Annotated in this window: 10 protein-coding genes; 6 read left to right on the top strand and 4 right to left on the bottom strand. The window is 51.9% G+C overall.

The window, feature by feature from the left end; genetic code table 11:
* Positions 1–5 precede the first annotated feature (5 nt).
* The gene (locus OOT00_RS04680) at positions 6–992 is read left to right on the top strand and encodes a GNAT family N-acetyltransferase (RefSeq protein ID WP_265424136.1); all 987 of its coding nucleotides are present in this window, start codon (positions 6–8) and stop codon (positions 990–992) included.
* Positions 993–1,006: 14 nt separating this feature from the next.
* Here the strand turns inward: OOT00_RS04680 and OOT00_RS04675 are convergent, their stop codons facing one another.
* Positions 1,007–2,203: an MFS transporter gene (locus OOT00_RS04675; protein ID WP_265424135.1), complete on the bottom strand. Its 1,197-nt coding sequence runs from the start codon at positions 2,201–2,203 to the stop codon at positions 1,007–1,009.
* A gap of 531 nt (positions 2,204–2,734) precedes the next feature.
* Here OOT00_RS04675 and OOT00_RS04670 point away from each other — a divergent pair.
* Positions 2,735–4,591, top strand: coding sequence for an ATP-dependent helicase (locus tag OOT00_RS04670; protein WP_265424134.1), 1,857 nt, complete (start codon positions 2,735–2,737; stop codon positions 4,589–4,591).
* A 966-nt stretch (positions 4,592–5,557) separates the two neighbouring features.
* On the opposite strand, the gene OOT00_RS04665 is transcribed toward OOT00_RS04670, so the two are convergent.
* Positions 5,558–6,112 carry an acetate uptake transporter gene (locus OOT00_RS04665; protein WP_265424133.1) on the bottom strand — a complete coding sequence of 185 codons (555 nt, stop codon included), beginning with the start codon at positions 6,110–6,112 and terminating at the stop codon, positions 5,558–5,560.
* Positions 6,113–6,667: 555 nt separating this feature from the next.
* Positions 6,668–7,957 (bottom strand): L-lactate MFS transporter, encoded by a 1,290-nt coding sequence (locus OOT00_RS04660; protein ID WP_265424132.1) that lies wholly within the window; start codon positions 7,955–7,957, stop codon positions 6,668–6,670.
* 517 nt (positions 7,958–8,474) lie between these two features.
* Here OOT00_RS04660 and OOT00_RS04655 point away from each other — a divergent pair.
* From OOT00_RS04655 to OOT00_RS04640, 4 genes are all read left to right on the top strand, one after another.
* Positions 8,475–9,659, top strand: a complete 1,185-nt coding sequence (locus OOT00_RS04655; protein ID WP_265424131.1) for an MFS transporter — start codon at positions 8,475–8,477, stop codon at positions 9,657–9,659.
* A gap of 174 nt (positions 9,660–9,833) precedes the next feature.
* Positions 9,834–10,709, top strand: a complete 876-nt coding sequence (locus OOT00_RS04650; RefSeq protein ID WP_265424129.1) for a transporter — start codon at positions 9,834–9,836, stop codon at positions 10,707–10,709.
* A gap of 308 nt (positions 10,710–11,017) precedes the next feature.
* Positions 11,018–11,815 (top strand): 2-amino-3,7-dideoxy-D-threo-hept-6-ulosonate synthase, encoded by a 798-nt coding sequence (locus tag OOT00_RS04645; protein ID WP_265424128.1) that lies wholly within the window; start codon positions 11,018–11,020, stop codon positions 11,813–11,815.
* 278 nt (positions 11,816–12,093) lie between these two features.
* On the top strand, positions 12,094–13,821 hold the full coding sequence (locus tag OOT00_RS04640; RefSeq protein WP_265424127.1) for a methyl-accepting chemotaxis protein: 1,728 nt from the start codon (positions 12,094–12,096) through the stop codon (positions 13,819–13,821).
* A 39-nt stretch (positions 13,822–13,860) separates the two neighbouring features.
* Here OOT00_RS04640 and OOT00_RS04635 read toward each other — a convergent pair whose 3' ends face one another.
* Entirely contained in the window at positions 13,861–17,418 is a 3,558-nt protein-coding gene (locus OOT00_RS04635; RefSeq protein ID WP_265424126.1) for a homocysteine S-methyltransferase family protein, read from the bottom strand.
* Between the last annotated feature and the right edge of the window lie 30 nt (positions 17,419–17,448).

The raw sequence follows: 17,448 nt of genomic DNA, 5'->3' as shown, positions 1-17,448 counted from the left end.
AAAACATGGATCTTCAGATTCGTCTCATGCAGAAAGAGGATGCCCCCGGTGTTGTGGAACTGTACCGGGCCGTGTATGGCGACCATTACCCCGTTGCCAGTGTGTATGACCCCGAAGCCATCCTTGCAGCCCAGGAAGCCGGGGATTTCTTTCGGGTACTGGCCATCCTTGATGGGCGGGTGGTGGGGCAGACAGCCGTTTACCGCTCCGGCCCGCCCAACAGGGATCTCTACGAAGAGGGACAGGGCATTGTACTCAAAGAGCTCCGCAATCAGGATATTCTGGGAAAAACCATGGGCCTTGCCCACAGCAGAATCTATCCGGAAAAAGGGCTGCACAATCTCTGGGGAGAAGGGGTCTGTAACCATGTCTTTACGCATAAAGCGGGAATCCGTCTGGGCTATATCTCCACAGGCATAGAAATTGATCTCATGCCAGCCGATGCCTATGACAAGGAAAAAAGCAGTTCCGGAAGGGTTTCGGCCCTGATCGGCTTTAAAATAAAAGATAGCGAACGCCGCAAGGTACATCTCCACCCCGCCTATGCTCACATCCTGCCCGCTTTCTATGAAGGCCTCAATCTTTCAAGGGATTTTGTTGCGGCATCTTCTCCCCTGACGGATACGCAAAGCAGGGTCACGGAAAGCATCTACGCAGGCGCCGGTGTGGCCCGTTTCACCTTCCTTGAGCTGGGCGGAGATTTCGGGAATATCCTGAAAGAAAAGGAAAAAGAAGCTGAGGATCAGGGCTGCACCGTGATTCAGGTCTTTTTGGATCTCAGCAGGCCGGAGGTGGTTCCAGCCATAGACATTCTCCGCCATCAGGCCTATTTCCTTGGCGGTGCCCTGCCCTGCTGGTACGGAGACGACGGCATTCTCATGCAGAAACTTCTCCATGAACCCAACATTGAAGGCATAAAGCTGTATGGAGAACGGGCGGAAAATATTCTGGCTGCCCTCGTAAAGGACAGGGAGGCCACCCGCAGGGGCTGAGATCTCCCAGACTTTCATGGGGCCGCCAGCCGCCGTATGGACCAGATCCAGAACATTCCCATGGCCGGAAGCAGGGCAAAAAGGGAAAAAAGACCGGCATAGGAGACGCCCGCTCCAAGGAGAAATCCTGCCAGAAGCGGCCCCATGAAAAAGCCTCCGTCCATGGCAAAGAGCATGAGATTGCTGTTCATCCCTTTGAGATGCAGAGGGGAGATGTCAAACATGAAGGCATTGAGCTGGGGCATGAGAAAGCCGATGACCATGCCGTAAAAAAGGGCCAGCCCCAAAACCAGAACAGGCACTGTGGAAAGGGAAAAAAAGCAGAGACTAAAAGCCAGAAGACAAAGAAAAGAAAGCAGCATCCCGGCCCGGTTGATGCCGTCCATAAATTTTCCGCAGAAAATACGCACCAAAAGGGTGGCGGCCGTTGTCAGGGTGAAAAAAAGCCCCGGATTGGAAGCCCCCAGACGCAAAAGATGATCCTTCATGTAAAAAAAGACCATGGTAGTTGCCGTAAAAACCAGAAAGTTCACCCAGAGAAGGGGGAGAACGCCGGGATGCTTCAGGCCTGCAACCATATCCTGAAATCCCGGCTTTTTCATGGCTTCAGCGGGCAGACTCACCCATCGTTTCTTCAGACGGGAAGAAAGGGGAAGAAGAAGCAGGAGGGCGGCGAGAAAAAGGGGGGCACCCAGTACGTAAATCCTCACCTCACTTCCCGCCCAGGGCAGAAGCCTCTCCATCAGAGGCGGCAGCAGGGCGTAGGGAAGAAGGGTCATGACCGTAAAAATCCCAAAACCCTGACCGCTTCTTTTTTTGGGGATCAACAGCACCAGCACATGGATCACTGCGGAAACCAGCAGCACAAAACCCAGACCATGGCAGATTCTCACCAGAACCAGATAGCGGATATCCTGAGCAAGGGCATATCCCCCAAGGGAAAGGGCCAGAATACCCAAGCCCAGCCCCATGATTCTGATGCCGTTACGGGGAGAAATGAAGGTGCTGACAAGGGGCCTCAGGGCAAAGGCCGTAAAGGGCTCCAGACTGATCAGTACCCCGCGCCACACCGCAGGCACGCCTGCCTGCTCCAGATAGGCATTGAAGCCGTAAAACATGGAGATGTTGCAGAAGGCAAGAAAGGCAATGAGACTTAAGATGATGAACTCAAAAGAAAAAAGAGACTGCTCGATGGATGCTGAAGATGGCATGGGCAGACCTTTCCCATTATTGAAAGCAACTGTATCAACCGGAAGCAGTGACTCTGCGTCCCTTTTCCCCGAATGCGGACAATCTCAGGCCTATACTTTTTCTCGCCAAAGAAAACAATACCAGCAGAAAAATCGGGCTTTGCGAAACCGCGGCCCAATGCACCACCAGCAAACTCCATGGCCGCCCCGGCTTGTCAATATGTGCCCGGCCTGCTAGATTCCCTCTGCCGGGCCACAGACCCTATGGCAACAGACCGCTGCTGCACCGGCAAACCCAGCCTTGATTGCTGAAGCAACAAGGCTCCATCCGGCAGAAAACATGGCCCCATACAGGGCTGCTAAACCCCATGAATGGAACAAAAAACAAGGTGGCTGGGATACGGGACGCAAAAACCTGCCACCCAATAGCCTGCAAACAAACAAAAACATTTGCTGCGGACAGGCCATTTTCACCACAGTTCCCTCAGCAGCGGGCAATCGGGTCATAAGGTCCCACCATGCCCGCATCCATAACCATTGTAAGGACCTCCCATGAATCTTTCCAGGGCTCAGCAGGATGCCGTTGTCCACAAAGACACCCCTGCCCTAGTCATTGCCGGAGCCGGTTCCGGTAAAACACGCACTCTGACAGCCAAAATCGCCTACCTGCTTGAAAAAGGCTTTTCTGCGGATCGCATCCTTGCCATCACCTTCACCAACAAGGCTGCCGAAGAAATGAAAACAAGGCTGATCCGGCAGACAGGTCTTTCTCCGGACAACTTCCCTTGGGTCCGCACCTATCATTCCGCCTGCCTGCAGATCTTAAAAAAGCATGCAGAGCGGGCCGGATATACATCACCTCTGCAAATTCTGGCGGGATATCAGCAGCAGAAAACCCTGCAGGAAATCCTGGTTCGGCTGAATATAGACAAAAAAGAGACTTCACGGCTTCAGTATAAAATATCCATGGCCAAAAACCATGGGAATCCGGAAACCTTCATCCAAAATCTGCCGGAAATTGAAAGGGTTCAGACCCTTGAAGTCTACCGCCAGTATGAAAAAACCCTGCAATCCATCAATGCTGTGGATTTTGACAATATACTTCTCAAAGTACGGGACATGCTCAGGGACCAGAAAGACATCAGGGAAACCTACCGGGAACTTTTCCAATTCATCCTTGTGGACGAATATCAGGATTCCAACAACCTTCAGGAGGAACTGACAAGGCTCCTCCTTGGTCACGGCAATCTCTTCTGCGTGGGAGATGACTGGCAGGCGGTGTACGGCTTCCGGGGCAGCAATGTCAACCACTTTCTCCGTTTTAAAGAAACCTATCCCGATGCCAGACTCTTCCGGCTGGAAGAAAACTACCGCAGTGCCGATGAAATTGTTCAGGCCGCAGGTGCCTTGATCCAAAACAACCCCCACCGCATGGATAAGCACTGTTACTCCGAAAAAATGGGAGGTACGGTGGAACTTTATTATTTCTACAATGAAAATGAAGAAGCCAAGTGGACGGGAAGAAAAATAGCCAAACTGGTACAGGGCGGCGTTCCTCTGGATCGGATTGCGGTGATTTACCGCACCAAGTTCTGCTCCCTTGCCTTTGAAAAAGTGTTCCGGTCCATGAACATCCCCTACCGCATGCTGGGTTCCAAAGGCTTTTTTGAACGAATGGAAATTCTGGATATCAATGCCTACCTCACAGCTGCGGTCTTTCCCAAGGATGACGCCAGCTTCGAACGTATTCTCAATACACCCAAACGGGGAATCGGACCGGCCATGGTCAAAAAAATGCAGCAGGTTCGCTCCTCCGGAGACAGTCTTCAGGATGCAGCCCGCCATCTTTTGGGAAAACGCATGCTTACCCCCAAAATTCACAGTGCTCTGGAAAATCTCATCGGTATTCTGGACAGCATCCGGGACATGACACCGGACACGGCCATACGGGAAATTCTTGCCCGCAGCGCTTATCTGGATTATCTGGAGCAGCTTTCCAAGGCAGACAAGGGCGATTTTACGGCACGCCAGGAAAATATTGAAGAACTGATCTATACAGCAGGGCAGAAAGAAAACCTTGTGGCCTATCTGGAAGAAGCGGCCCTGGTAAGGGAAGACAAAGAAGAAGATGAGGAAAAAAAAGGACGGGGAGTCAATCTTGCCACCGTCCATGCCAGCAAAGGACTGGAATTTCATTCCGTGTTCGTGGTTGCCTGCGAGGAAGAACTCTTCCCCCACTGGAAATCCATGCAGTCGGCAGCAGAACTGGAAGAAGAAAGGCGCCTGATGTATGTAGCCATGACCCGGGCGGAACGCTGCCTTTTTTTAAGTGCTTCGGAATTCCGCCGTGGCAGACCCTCGGAATCCAGCCGCTTTCTTGCGGAAGTTCAGGCCGTTATAGCTAGCTGAAAGAAGTCAGCTTTACGCCCGTTTACAAAAAAACAACCTTTGTGCATTGTCGCACAAGGGTTATTTTTTTCTTGCATCCCTTTAAAAAAGGGCGTAAGGTTACTTCATTATTGTTTGCAGCACCACAGACTCGGCCAGAACTTAAAAAGCCCGACCGTAGCCTGCGTGCGCTGTCCGTTTCTCTACCCTGAAAGCCGGTATCCGGACGAAGGAAACGTGCTGCCATGCGTCGTTACATAACCGACCTCCTACTTATTCTTCCTCCCATCTCCCATGCTGTTCCCTGTCTTCACGGTCCACCCTGCATAGCCACCTGAACCGATCTACGGATCAGTATAGCCATATCCAAAAACACCTTGCAACAAGGGCTAAAAGCCAGCTTGTATCAGAACCTGTATTTTAGCCGCGTACAATATGCCATGAAACCGGGAACTTGGAGTGCTTTCTTCAGCCTCCCTCCAACCATGGAACAGCAGTGACAACAGAACAGCCCATACCCGTTCTGATTCCTGTTTTTCTCTGTATTTTTACTGCGCCGCCCTCCGCTATTCAGCAAAAGACGACGCACCACCTTATTTTACGTTTTTTGAAACCGGAGGTTTTTCCGATGAAAAAGCATCCTGTCATTTCCTTTCACGCTTTTCAGCCCATGCACCCGCTGAATGCCCTGAGCAGAGGCCTTCATGACCTCCTTCACCCTTATGAAATCGGCAATAAAGACGAAGCTGGTAAGCGTGAGGCAGTACTTCGACAGAAGAGACGGGCTCAGAGGCTCAACGTTATCTCCAAAACTCTCTTCTGAATGCATCCTGCTTTTTTCTGCCGGGGTTACACATCGTAAACCCCGGTTGGGTTGTATCTACTGTGGCCTTTTTTCATTTTCCCATACGCAAAGAAGGCCGCAGGTTCAGCTGCGGCCTTCTTCATTATAGAAGCCTCCATCAAGGAGACGTTTTCTTTATATAATTACCCTATGGGGAGGACAATCCGGCCGAACTGTTCATTCAAAACCTCGGCCATGGCCAGATAAATGGCGCTGATCCCGCAAAGGATACCTTCAAATCCGGCAATACGGCCAATGATATCTGACCCCGTAAAATCTCTGGCTGCCAGCAGAAAAAACAGGATGGTAAGACTCAGAAAAACAAACTGTAAACCACGGCTTGCCACCAGTGTTCCAAAAAACATGAACAGGGTAAAAACGCCCCAAAGCAGCAGATACCAGGCCATATAACCGTGGGGGGTTGGATCTGCCCAGCCCATCTTGGGCATCACCATCAGAAACACCAGGGTAAGCCAGAAAAGGCCATAGGATGTGAAAGCTGTGGTTCCGAAGGTATTGCCCTTTTTAAACTCCATAACCCCCACAATAATCTGTGCGGCACCACCATAAAAAAGGCCCATGGCCAGTATCATGGCACTGATGGGGTAAAACCCCGCATTGTGAATGTTTAGTAAAATGGTCGTCATACCAAAACCCATGAGGCCCAAAGGACCGGGGTTCGCATACGCCTTCTCCATTTCTTTTCCTTTCTTTCTTTTTTAAGAAACAGTTGAGGTTCTGCCGGTATGGGTCACGGCGCCATCGGTCCGCCCACGCAAAGCAATGCGTATACGGTGTTAAGGGCCGGTGGTGGAGGATCCGTACTACGGCTAAATGAGCGCTCTCTAGCACGGCTCAGGCAGGTTCTCAAGCAATATCTTACAGAGAAGGCAAATATTTTTTTAAAAGATTTCAGCTGGATGCCCTTTTGCCATAAACTCGTATTCTTAGAAAAAGAGACAGACCGGTCATAAAAACCACGTAATAAAAAAAGCTGGCCCCAAAAATCCACCCAGCACCGTTTGTGCCCAGGAACCCTCTTTCAGCGGTTCAACCCTAAAACAAACCGTGCCACCACACTGACAGGCCGGGCCTTTATTCAACGCAAGACAAGACCCCGTACCGGCCCTGCCCTCCAAGCTCGCCAGCGATAACGAAAAGAGCCCCCTGCCGGTATACGACAGGGGGCTCTTTTCCAGACTTAAAACTCATGATCCCAGATGGCCGTACCACCGCCATCCAGGGTTCTTTTCTTAAGCAGCTTCCATTTCAGCACAGTTTTCAACATTCTCACACCTGCGGGGAGGACGCAGCAATACCGTCAGGACCCCCCCCATGATGCAAAGAACGCCACAAATGGTGAAAGCCAAAGCAAAATTCCCCATTCCCCCCATCACCCCGCCCAAATTGGGTCCCAGAAGGGCCCCTGCACCATAGGCAAGGAAAACCAGGGGATAATTGCGGCCCACATTCTGAGAACCGAAGGTATCTGCCGTAAGAGTGGGGAAAAGGGAGAGGGTGCCTCCAAAATTAAAGCCAATCAGGGCAGCTCCAATGTAAAGAAGCATGGGGGTTCCAGCCATGTAGGTAAAGGCCATTACCCCAAGACCCTGGGTAAAAGCCAGAATAATCAGAGAGTTTTTACGGCCAAGGATATCGGAAATACTTCCCCATGCAACACGGCCAAGGGCATTGGCAATGGAAAAAAATACGGCCATGGCCGTTCCGGCAACGGCAACGGCAGAAGCTCTGTCCATACCGTTATTCATTAAAGCTTCCATGGGATAGAGCTGCATCAGCCCTATGCTCATCAATCCCGCACTGGCCAGAAAAGCAAAGGTGAAAAAAATCATCCAGAACTGAGGCGTTTTCACCATTTCGCCCGCACCATACTCGACGCCAGCAACCTGCGTACTTCCCGCTTCACCGGTTTCAGGGACATATCCTTCCGGAAGCCATCCTTCCGGAGGAAAAACCATAAAAAGACCACCAATGGTTACAAAGACGGCAAAAAGCACACCAAGAATTACAAAGGTGGTGGGGAGACCGAAATTGGCAATCAGATTACCCGTTGTTCCAGCCAGCTTCACCCATAACATAGCTCCCAGGCCAAAGCCCGCCACGGCAAGGCCGGTAATCAGCCCCTTTTTATCGGGGAACCAGCGCATGCCTACGGCAATAGGGACCACATAGCCGACACCAATACCCGTACCGCCGACAATCCCTATGAAAATAAGGAGCATCCAGAAATTTGTCCCACCGAAAAGACCGGCAATAATATAGCCGGTACCCAGAATCAGACCGCCCAGAATAGCCATCTTGCGGGGGCCTACCACGTTCAGCTTAAAACCGGCACCTACCATGGACAGGGCATAGGATACCAGAGCCACGGAAAAAACAACCTGGGTCTGCGCAGCCGTCCATCCGGCTTCCTGCAACGCACCCGTAAAAACGGACCAGGCATAAATGGCACCCAGACACATCTGAACCATGACAGCTCCCATCACAACGAGCCATCGGTTCATCACCTTCTCTTCCATCATACACTTCCTCCTTCAAGATGCTGTCGCCCCGGCTCTGACACCGGCCGGATGAACTTCCGGCATCGATACCAACGGGGATATTGTCGTCTTGGGTGTGGATTACAATACTTTTTATTCTTACATATGTTCCGTCAGCACTTCTTTCTTCATGGTTACCCCATTTTCTGCAGCTACAAAACGGAGCACACGGAATATCGGGCCCCTTCTGGACTGTCGGAACCCTGCAGGAACTCACCAGGATTCTCCAGGCAGCGTCTCCTAGGCAGAATCCCATTGATCAGCCCCCTGGAATCAACCAGGTTCCGAATCTTTCATGTATCAAAAAAGAATTTTTATTGAAAATGAAAGAGCCTGTCAATGAAAAAGCCTCTGACCTGCTTCCCATCTCCACCACAGTGAGAAATTACAGCACTCCGAGCATTTTTTTATTTACCACCAGGGCGATAAAAGAAAGAATGTATCATTGATAAATCTGGCAAAAGGCCCTCTGCAAGCAAAACCTCATTGAAAGACCACCATGCGGCAACCTGTTTTTATCACTCTCTTCTTTTCTGTATTCATTGCCGTTACAGGCGTGGGAATCGTTGTCCCCCTCCTGCCCGTATATGCCCATGATCTTGGTGCTTCCGGCCTGGCCATCAGCCTTATATTCGGTGCTTTCTCCATATCCCGTACCTTCCTGCTGCCATTTTTCGGCCGCCTTTCAGACAAAAAAGGCAGAAAACCTTTTATCGTGGCCGGACTCTTCTGTTACGGACTCATATCCCTTCTTTTTGTTGCCGCGCGGGGAATCAATGACCTCATTGCCATCCGCTTTCTGCATGGCATAGCCTCAGCCATGGTCATGCCAGTGGCCCAGGCTTACATAGGTGACATTACCCCCAAGGGCAGGGAAGGATTTTTCATGGGCATGTTCAACATGTCCATGTTCACAAGCTTAAGTCTCGGCCCCCTCATCGGCGGCATTCTCAGCACGCACATGGGGATGCACTGGGCCTTCATCGCCATGGGCATCATGGCTTTTACGGGCTGTATGGCCAGTCTTGTCTGCCTGCCTCCCCTTGGGAAAGAACGGTTCAATAATCAGAACCCCTCCGCCTATCCATGGAAAGCCTTTGTCACTGACCCAACCTTTGCCGGTATCTTTTTTTATCGCTTTGCCTATACCTGCGGCATCGGCATAATCTGGTGTTTTCTACCCCTGCTGGCCCATATACGATTTCAGATGACAAGTGATGTCATTGGCGTGCTGGTCATGGCAGGTATTTTTGTCAGCGGCCTTTTGAATATCCCCATGGGATGGATGGCCGACCGTTACAGCAGAAAAGGAATGGTTCTTACCGGAGGGCTGCTCGTTGCGGCCGGCATGGGAACCATAGGCATTGCAAACGGATTCATGGAACTCCTCGGGGGAATCATTCTGTTTGGTATGGGTGGCGGCATCTCCGTCCCTGCCATAACGGCCATGGCCGTAACCATAGGGAAACAGCAACAGGCCATGGGAGGCGCCATGGCACTGCTTACCATGGCCCACAGCATGGGTATGCTGGCAGGCTCCCTTGCCGCAGGAATAGCCATGGATTTTTTCAGCCTTGATACAGCTTTTCCCATGGCTGCCATCTTTCTTGTCATAAGCCTTGCCCTCACCCTGCTGCTCTTCCGGATCAGGAAAAAACAGACAGAATCTTCCATAAAAAAATGAACAACCCCTCATTGGGAGACATCTTTTTTCTGGCCTTTAATCCATTTTAAGTCTATAGGTTATGATATATCAGTCAAATGAAGCCATTTTTAGGGAAACAATTGTAAACAGCGTTCCCTTCAAACAACGCTACTACCAGACCTACTTCCTGCATTCTCAAAGAAAGGACATCCCATGCACCGACTGACCATGCGCCCTTTTTCCAACGGAAGCCTCTTTCTTCTTCTCCTGCTTGCGGCCATACTGACCATGCCATCGGCCTCTGTGGCCGGAGATGCCAAAGGCTATGTGGCTCCCCCCGACGGCACCGCAGGCATTCTCATCTATGCACGGCACCGAACGGGAAACGAAGCCTATAGAAATGGCCAGCGAACAACTCAGGATGCTGATTTTGATATGAATCTGCAAATATTCAGACCGGTTTATTACAAAGAAATCAAAGGAGTCATGACTTCCGTACAAGCCTTGGTTCCCTTCGGAAACATAACGCTTAACGGAACATCCGCGTCCGGCCTCATGGACCCTACCGTTCTTTTCGGGATCTGGCCCGTCAATGATCCGGACAACAAGCTCTGGGTTGCCTTCTCCCAATGGTTTCAGGCACCCCTCGGCGACTATGATGCCGCAAGAACCCTGAACCTTGGAAAAAACCGCTGGGCCTTTAAAACTGAAGCATCCCTCACCAAGGGCTTTGGTAATTTCTACTTTGATATTGTACCCAGCATTGAATTCTACACGGATAACGATAATTTCGGGGCTCTGGGGCAAACGGAAAAAACGGACCCTCTCTTTCGCCTGGAAACCCACTATTCCTACGACTTCACACCCTCCTTCATGCTGTCCCTCGGACACTACTATGAAAAAGGAGGCGAAACGGAAGTTGGCGGCATAAATCAAAAGAATGAAAAAGACAACCACGCCCTGCAGCTCACTCTGGGCTTTCGCCCCGCACCCAAGCAACAGATTCTGGTGCAGTACTGGAGGGATGTGGACGTAGAAAGCGGAATCCTCGGCCATCAGTTCGGACTGAGGTACTTTTTTGTTTTCTAAGATGCTGCCAGACGCCCGGCAGAGACAACAGAGCCTGGCTTGACTGCAGGCAGAATCATAAATCTTGACAGAGCTTTCTCTTTATACCATACATAAGAAATGAATATGAACGCCTTCCATACCTTCTTTTTTTACTTTAGGAACTTTTTGGGTGCCTTTACCTGCGCCTGGGGTTCCTATGAGGGTGGACTGGCCTAGCAAACGATCCGCCTATCAGAAACATACTAAGGACCGCAGGCAAAAGCCGGCGGTCTTTTTTTCTTTCAGACCACCGGACTGCCTCCATACACAGTAAAAGGAGCAAGATCATGCAACTTGGCAAGCAGGTTCGGCTGGAACGCATTTTCGACCGCAACACCCAAAAAACCATCATAGTGCCCATGGACCACGGCGTCACCGTTGGCCCCATACCCGGAATGATCGATCTCAGGGGGGCTGTCAACAAAGTGGCCGAGGGAGGAGCCAATGCCGTTCTCATGCATAAAGGCCTTCCCCGCCGTACCCACAGAGGCCATGGTCGGGATATCGGTCTTATCCTCCACCTTTCCGCCAGCACCAGCCTTTCTCCATCCTCCAATACCAAAACCCTTGTCTCCACTGTGGAAGACGGCCTGCGCTTAGGGGCCGATGCCGTATCCGTTCATGTCAATGTGGGGGATGAAAACGAAAGGACCATGCTGCGGGATTTCGGAGAAGTCAGTACAAAGGCCAACGAATGGGGCATGCCCGTTCTTGCCATGGTCTATGCCAGAGGTCCCCGCATTGCCGATGAAAACCATGTGGATGTGGTCAAACACTGCGCCCGTTTAGGAGAAGAGCTGGGTGCGGATGTGGTAAAAGTGGCCTATACGGGTTGCCCCGAAACCTTCCGGCAGGTAGTGGATGGCTGCTGCATTCCCGTGGTCATTGCCGGAGGTCCTAAAATGGAAAATGATACCCAGATTCTACAGATGGCCTTTGACGCCATGCAGGCAGGAGCCGCAGGGCTGTCCCTTGGCAGAAACGTATTCCAGCATGAAAACCCCACAGCCCTTGTCCGTGCACTATGCGGTATTGTGAACCAGGGCATGGATGTGAATACGGCCATGTCCCTGCATCTGAGCTGACAGCAGGACGAACGCCAGCCCGGCCAAAACATGCGGGCTGGCGGATCGCCCCGCCGTACTGCACCGCAACAAAAAATCTTTACCTTTTTATTCCGCCACACTATACTATTGATTCTTCTTCCATCCGAATATAAATTCCGGCTCCCTTCATGTCCCGGACATACCAGCGTGCTATCAAAGCCGGAACCAGACAAGCAAATTTCAAACTGCGTACAAGCCTGCACTGACTGCCACCGCCCGCCGCCCCAACGTCCTGTGAACCGCCCCTGGAGGATGCCATGGCTTTTTCCCTGCGCCAGAAATTTATGATTCCCACACTGCTTCTTTTTGCCTTTGCTCTCATCATCCTTTCCGCCATTGCCTATGGAATGGCCAGAAAAGCCCTGATTTCACAAAGCGAAGAACACCTTGCCTTTGTTGCCCGCAGCACGGCCAGTCAGATCAGCCAGTGGGTCAGGGAAAGACGGCGGGATGTGGAAAATTACAGCATCAACCCCTTGCTGCTGCAGACCATTCTACAAGGAACCACCAACCCTGATCTGATCATGGAAAGCTCGGCCTATCTCCGGTCCATACAGGACAGCATGGAGGGACAGTATGAGCTCATTGCCCTCACGGATACCACCGGCAGGATGCTTGCCACGTCCGATGGCAGCCACGAAAGAAACATCCATGTTTCCGACAGAACATATTTTCAGCAAAGCATGAATGGTGAAACAGCTGTTTCCGATGCCATCATTTCCATGGCTTCGGGAAATGCCATCTTTGTCATATCCACCCCCGTACGTCAGAACAACAGAATTATCGGCGTTGTGTTATGCGGGATCAGTCTCGCCATAATGGACAGTATTTTTATCCGTCCCGTTGAGGTTGCCGCCGATGGCTTCATATGGATTGCCAACAGCCGGGGCGATATTCTCGTCCATCCGGACAGGCAAAAAATACTCAGGGAAAACGTTGGGAATCAGCCCTTTTTTCTCCATATGAACCGGGAAAAAGAAGGCATCATGGACTACGGCTACAACGGCGAAACCGTCACAACAGGTTTTCATCATATAGAGGCCCAGGGCTGGATGCTGGCCGCCTCCGTTCCCAAGCACAGACTTCTTGCTGATGTCTCAAGGCTCGGGGGCTGGTCAAGCTTCCTGACTCTGTCTGCCCTGATGACGGCGTCCGTTCTGCTTTTCATCCTCACGGGTCCCCTGATCCGCAAACTCAACCGGAGTGTCCAGACCCTGAATGAAACATCTCTGCATGTTGCCGAGGCTTCTGCAGAACTTTCCGCCGCAGCCCAGAGTCTTTCCGATGGGAACAACAGCCAGATCAGCAGCGCCCAGACCATCAGCCGCTCCATTGATGAAATCAGTCTCCGCACCCGCACCGTTGCAACGCATACGGAAGAAGGCAACCACCATGTAGAGGATGCCTCTCGGGAACTGAGCTCCGCACACAGCTCCATGGATACCCTGATCACAGCCATGGAGGGTATTGCCCTCGCCAGCCAGAATACCGTAAAAATCATCAAAACCATTGATGAAATAGCTTTTCAAACCAACCTTCTCTCCCTGAACGCAGCGGTAGAAGCGGCTCGGGCCGGAGAAGCCGGAGCAGGCTTTGCCGTGGTGGCGGAAGAGGTAAGAAGCCTTGCCATAAAATCAGCAGAAGCGGCCAAAAGCACCACAGAACTGATCCATACAACGGTAAACGATGTGGAAGAAGGCATGAAAAAAGTTCATACAACCGGCCGGGAAGTCGGACATTTACAGGAAAGGATGGGAAAAATACGCAGTATAATGGCTGAACTCAGGGAAAACGCTAAAGAAAATGCCGAAAGTCTTGAAAAAGCGGCACAGCACATCCGGACCATGGAAAAAAGCACCGCAGACAATGCGGCCAATGCCGAAGAATCCGCTGCCGCATCCGAAGAGATGAATGCCCAGGCAGAACAGCTGCGGTCCATTGCAGCCGACCTGGCTTTCACCTGCAACGGAAAGGAGGCCGAATAGCGCCCCCCATGCCATATCTCCCCCCGGCCTGCCCCTTCTTCAGTCTCCCGGAATGGCGTAACCAGCATCTTTATGGAAAACAATCAGCGCCGCCGTGGTGGAGGTGGGATGGAATTCACCCGCCCCTGTCAGGCTAACCCCCAGATCCTTCGCCGCAAGAAGACCATGGATCACCCTGTTTTCTTCAATGGCAATGCCCGGATACCCCGGAGAATAACGGCATCCCTTTTCTGCTCCCGCAAGTATGGCAAGCCTTGCGTGCAGCATACTTGCAAGATCTTCGGCAATGCGGTCAGAAAGCCCCTGAAGAAGATGGGCACTTTCCGTATCCCCTGACTTTTTAAAATGATCCACAGCCTCCATGGATAGGGGACCTGCCGTAGCAATCTGCAAGCCCACACAGTCCCGGACACCACCTGACAGGGGCCTTACAAAATCCGCCACACAGAAAATATCCTTTTTACCGGAACCGGTCTGCATCTCCGTAAAGATCCGGGCCACCTCCCTCTCAGGATTCTTGGGATCAAAAAGAAGAATATACTGCCCCTCACTGTTGGCCGGGAACAGTGCCACGCGGCCAGAGGGTTTGACAAGGCCTTCCTGCTCAGCCTTGCTTATCCATTTTTCATAGAGAGACTCCCCATCCTGCCGGCCCTTTCCCATCTTCCAGTTCAGGGAAAAGAGACTTTTTTTGCGGATGTTCACGGCAGAAGGGGAAGGGCTCAGGGTTTCGGATAAAAAAGATGAAACTGCAGGGCCTGTTTCAAAACGAACCTTACGCCTTGGAAGACTTGCCAAAAGCACCGATTTTTCTATGAATTTTTCCTGCCCGGAACGCCATGCGGCAAGAAGCTTTTCCCGGTTCACTCCAATCACCGAATCCCGTCTTGATGCAATCAGTCCTTCCATGAGATTCACACTGTCCATGGCGGTCTGGCAGTAAAAGACATCGGGCTTGATATTGTCCACATCATCACCACCCCGCAGGGCAACGGTGGCGGCATGGCGCAGGTTTACAGGCGCACCGCCCACAAAGACCGGTATGGAAAGCCCCGCCTCATCCATGCGTTTGACCACAGAAATCATGTGATTGGCCGTCTGCACCAAAAGGGCACTCATACCAATGGCATCGGCCTTTTCCCGTATGGCCGTTTCCACAAAGGCATCCACAGGAACCTGCACCCCAAGATCAATCACCCGGAATCCGTAATTTTCCAAGAGGGTTTTGGTAAGATCCTTTCCGATGGAATGTACATCCTGATAGACCGTACCCATGACGATGGTGGCCTTGTAGGCATCCTGAACGGCACCTTCGGCCATAACATTTTCGAGAAATCCCATCACCGCCTTCATCACATCCGCAGCCTTCAGAAGATGGGGCAGCGAAGCCTCTCCGGCCGCAAAACGCTCTCCCAGCACATTCATGGCCTCCATGAGATAATCACTGATCAGGGCGAGGGGTTCATGGTCTTCCAGAGCTTTCACCGCATCCTGCACAATGCTGTCCTGATAGGCAATCTCCATACCCTTCCATCTTACCGTACCGGCTTCCCGCTTCTTGAAACCATCCTTGATTTTTTCACGGAGGGTCTCCGCAGGAGAAAGGCCCTCATAGGAAGAACGCCTTTCTACCCTGCGGCCCTGCTTTAGTTCGGCTATGTCCTCAAGGAGAGCATAGGCATCCATGTCCCTTTCCAGCACCACCTTCCGGCCAAGGGCATAGTCGGAAGCGTCCAGACTTTCCACCGGAGCGTAATGGTTGGGATTGACAATGGCCGCATCGAGCCCCTTTTTTCTACCCTCATCCAGAAAGACAGAGGTCAGCACCAGACGCATGTAGGGCTTCTTGGCAAGGCCGTTTGTGAGATTGCTCACACCGATGGTGGTCATGATACCGGGATGGGCATTTTTAATCAGGGGAATGGATTCCAGGGATTCCAGGGCAAAATTCATGCCCTCTACGGATTCCGATCCAATGGGAAAGGCATTGATGTCAACGAGCAGCTGGCCCGCCCCCACACCATGGGGAGCAACGGCCTCGACAAGGCGGTCCGCAATGGCCTTTTTTCCCTCCCTTGTCTGGGCAGGACCTTTGTCATCCGCCGCAAGGGCAATATAAAGGGGATTGTGAAAGGCCGTATGGGTGCAGATAAAAGCAGCCTTGGACATGCCTTCATGGCCTTCCATGGAAATGGAATTGATCAGAGGTCTTCCGGGATAGGCTTTCACGGCGGCAATCAGCGCATCCGTATCAAAGGAGTCTATGCACAAGGCCCCTGGAAAATCCACGCAAATACCCTGAATCACTTTGGGCAGCACGGTTTTTGTGTCCACAATATTGGAATCCATGCACACATCCAGCACCTCACAGCCCAGATCCTCCAGCTGCTCCCGAACCACCTCCTCCAGAGCATCCATATCCAGAAGACCATCATGCTCCACCGCATCCCTCACCTTTTTAGAACCCCGTACATTGAGGCGTTCGCCAATGCGGATCAGTCGGGAATCGCTATCCAGCAGCACGGCTTTGGAAGGGCCAGCCAGCCAGACACCGCCTTCGGGCTTTCTCTCCTTCGGCTTTCTTCGGGCTGCCTCCTGAGCCACGGCCCGGATATGATCCGGCGTGGTGCCACAGCACCCCCCCACAATATTCACGCCATAGGTATCCATGAAACGGGCCAGATGGGCAGCCAGATCTTTAGGAGACTGGGGAAATACGGTTTTGCCGTCTATGTTTTCGGGCAGGCCCGCATTGGGCAGCACGGAAAGGGGCAGAGGGCTGAAACGGGAAAGCTTTGCCACCGTTGGCTCCATGAGATCCGGCCCGATGGAGCAGTTGATGCCCAGAGCATCAATGCCAATGCCCGAAAGGGTGACAATCACCGCATGGATGTCTGTTCCGAAAATCTGCATACGGCTGTGGGCATCCACCGTCACCTGGCAGATAATGGGAAGGGCAACTCCCCTTTCCGCCATGGCTTTTTGGGCGCCGGATACGGCGGCTTTCAGCTCCAGCATGTCCTGCTGGGTTTCAAAAAGCAGTACATCCACACCACCGTCCACAAGGCCCTTCACCTGCACCCGGAAATTTTCCTCTATGCTTTCCCAGCTTCCCCGGTGAAGATCCGCTTCCGTGGGGGAAAGTACAAAGTTGGAAGGGCCCATGGAGCCAACCACAAAAAGGGGGCGACCATCGTAATCAGGCGAAGCGGCATGAATCTCTTTGGCCTCCTTTGCAATGGCAGCGCCCTTAAGACTCATCCAGTAGGCCATGTCTTCCGAAGACAGGGTATTGAGGTGGATATTTTCTGGAATTCCTTCAAAGGCAAGCGTATCCAGACCGGAAAAATCAAATTCCTCGAGGCGCAGAGGACTGGCTCCGAAGGTATTGGTTTCCACTCCGTGGGCTCCGGCCTCAAAATAGGCCAGATGAATATCCCGAAGGGCATGCGGCCTTGAAAAAACCAGCATATCCGAAAGCATTTCATAGGATTCACCGCCAAAATCCGCTGAGGTCAGGCCAAGGTTCTGGATCATGGTACCCATGGCACCGTCTAAAACAAGAATATGGGATTTCAGGGCTTCAAGAAATGTCATGACTTTCCTTTGCAATCAAAATGACGGAAA

The sequence above is a fragment of the Desulfobotulus pelophilus genome (assembly GCF_026155325.1).
Lineage (GTDB): Bacteria > Desulfobacterota > Desulfobacteria > Desulfobacterales > ASO4-4 > Desulfobotulus > Desulfobotulus pelophilus.
Note: the sequence above shows the minus strand (reverse complement) of the source record. Positions and strands in the feature narration are given on the sequence as shown.

Coding starts and splice junctions, on each gene's coding strand:
- OOT00_RS04635 (WP_265424126.1), bottom strand. CDS start 17,418: ATGACATTTCTTGAAGCCCTGAAATCCCATATTCTTGTTTTAGACGGT.
- OOT00_RS04655 (WP_265424131.1), top strand. CDS start 8,475: ATGCGGCAACCTGTTTTTATCACTCTCTTCTTTTCTGTATTCATTGCC.
- OOT00_RS04640 (WP_265424127.1), top strand. CDS start 12,094: ATGGCTTTTTCCCTGCGCCAGAAATTTATGATTCCCACACTGCTTCTT.
- OOT00_RS04680 (WP_265424136.1), top strand. CDS start 6: ATGGATCTTCAGATTCGTCTCATGCAGAAAGAGGATGCCCCCGGTGTT.
- OOT00_RS04660 (WP_265424132.1), bottom strand. CDS start 7,957: ATGATGGAAGAGAAGGTGATGAACCGATGGCTCGTTGTGATGGGAGCT.
- OOT00_RS04675 (WP_265424135.1), bottom strand. CDS start 2,203: ATGCCATCTTCAGCATCCATCGAGCAGTCTCTTTTTTCTTTTGAGTTC.
- OOT00_RS04645 (WP_265424128.1), top strand. CDS start 11,018: ATGCAACTTGGCAAGCAGGTTCGGCTGGAACGCATTTTCGACCGCAAC.
- OOT00_RS04665 (WP_265424133.1), bottom strand. CDS start 6,112: ATGGAGAAGGCGTATGCGAACCCCGGTCCTTTGGGCCTCATGGGTTTT.
- OOT00_RS04650 (WP_265424129.1), top strand. CDS start 9,834: ATGCACCGACTGACCATGCGCCCTTTTTCCAACGGAAGCCTCTTTCTT.
- OOT00_RS04670 (WP_265424134.1), top strand. CDS start 2,735: ATGAATCTTTCCAGGGCTCAGCAGGATGCCGTTGTCCACAAAGACACC.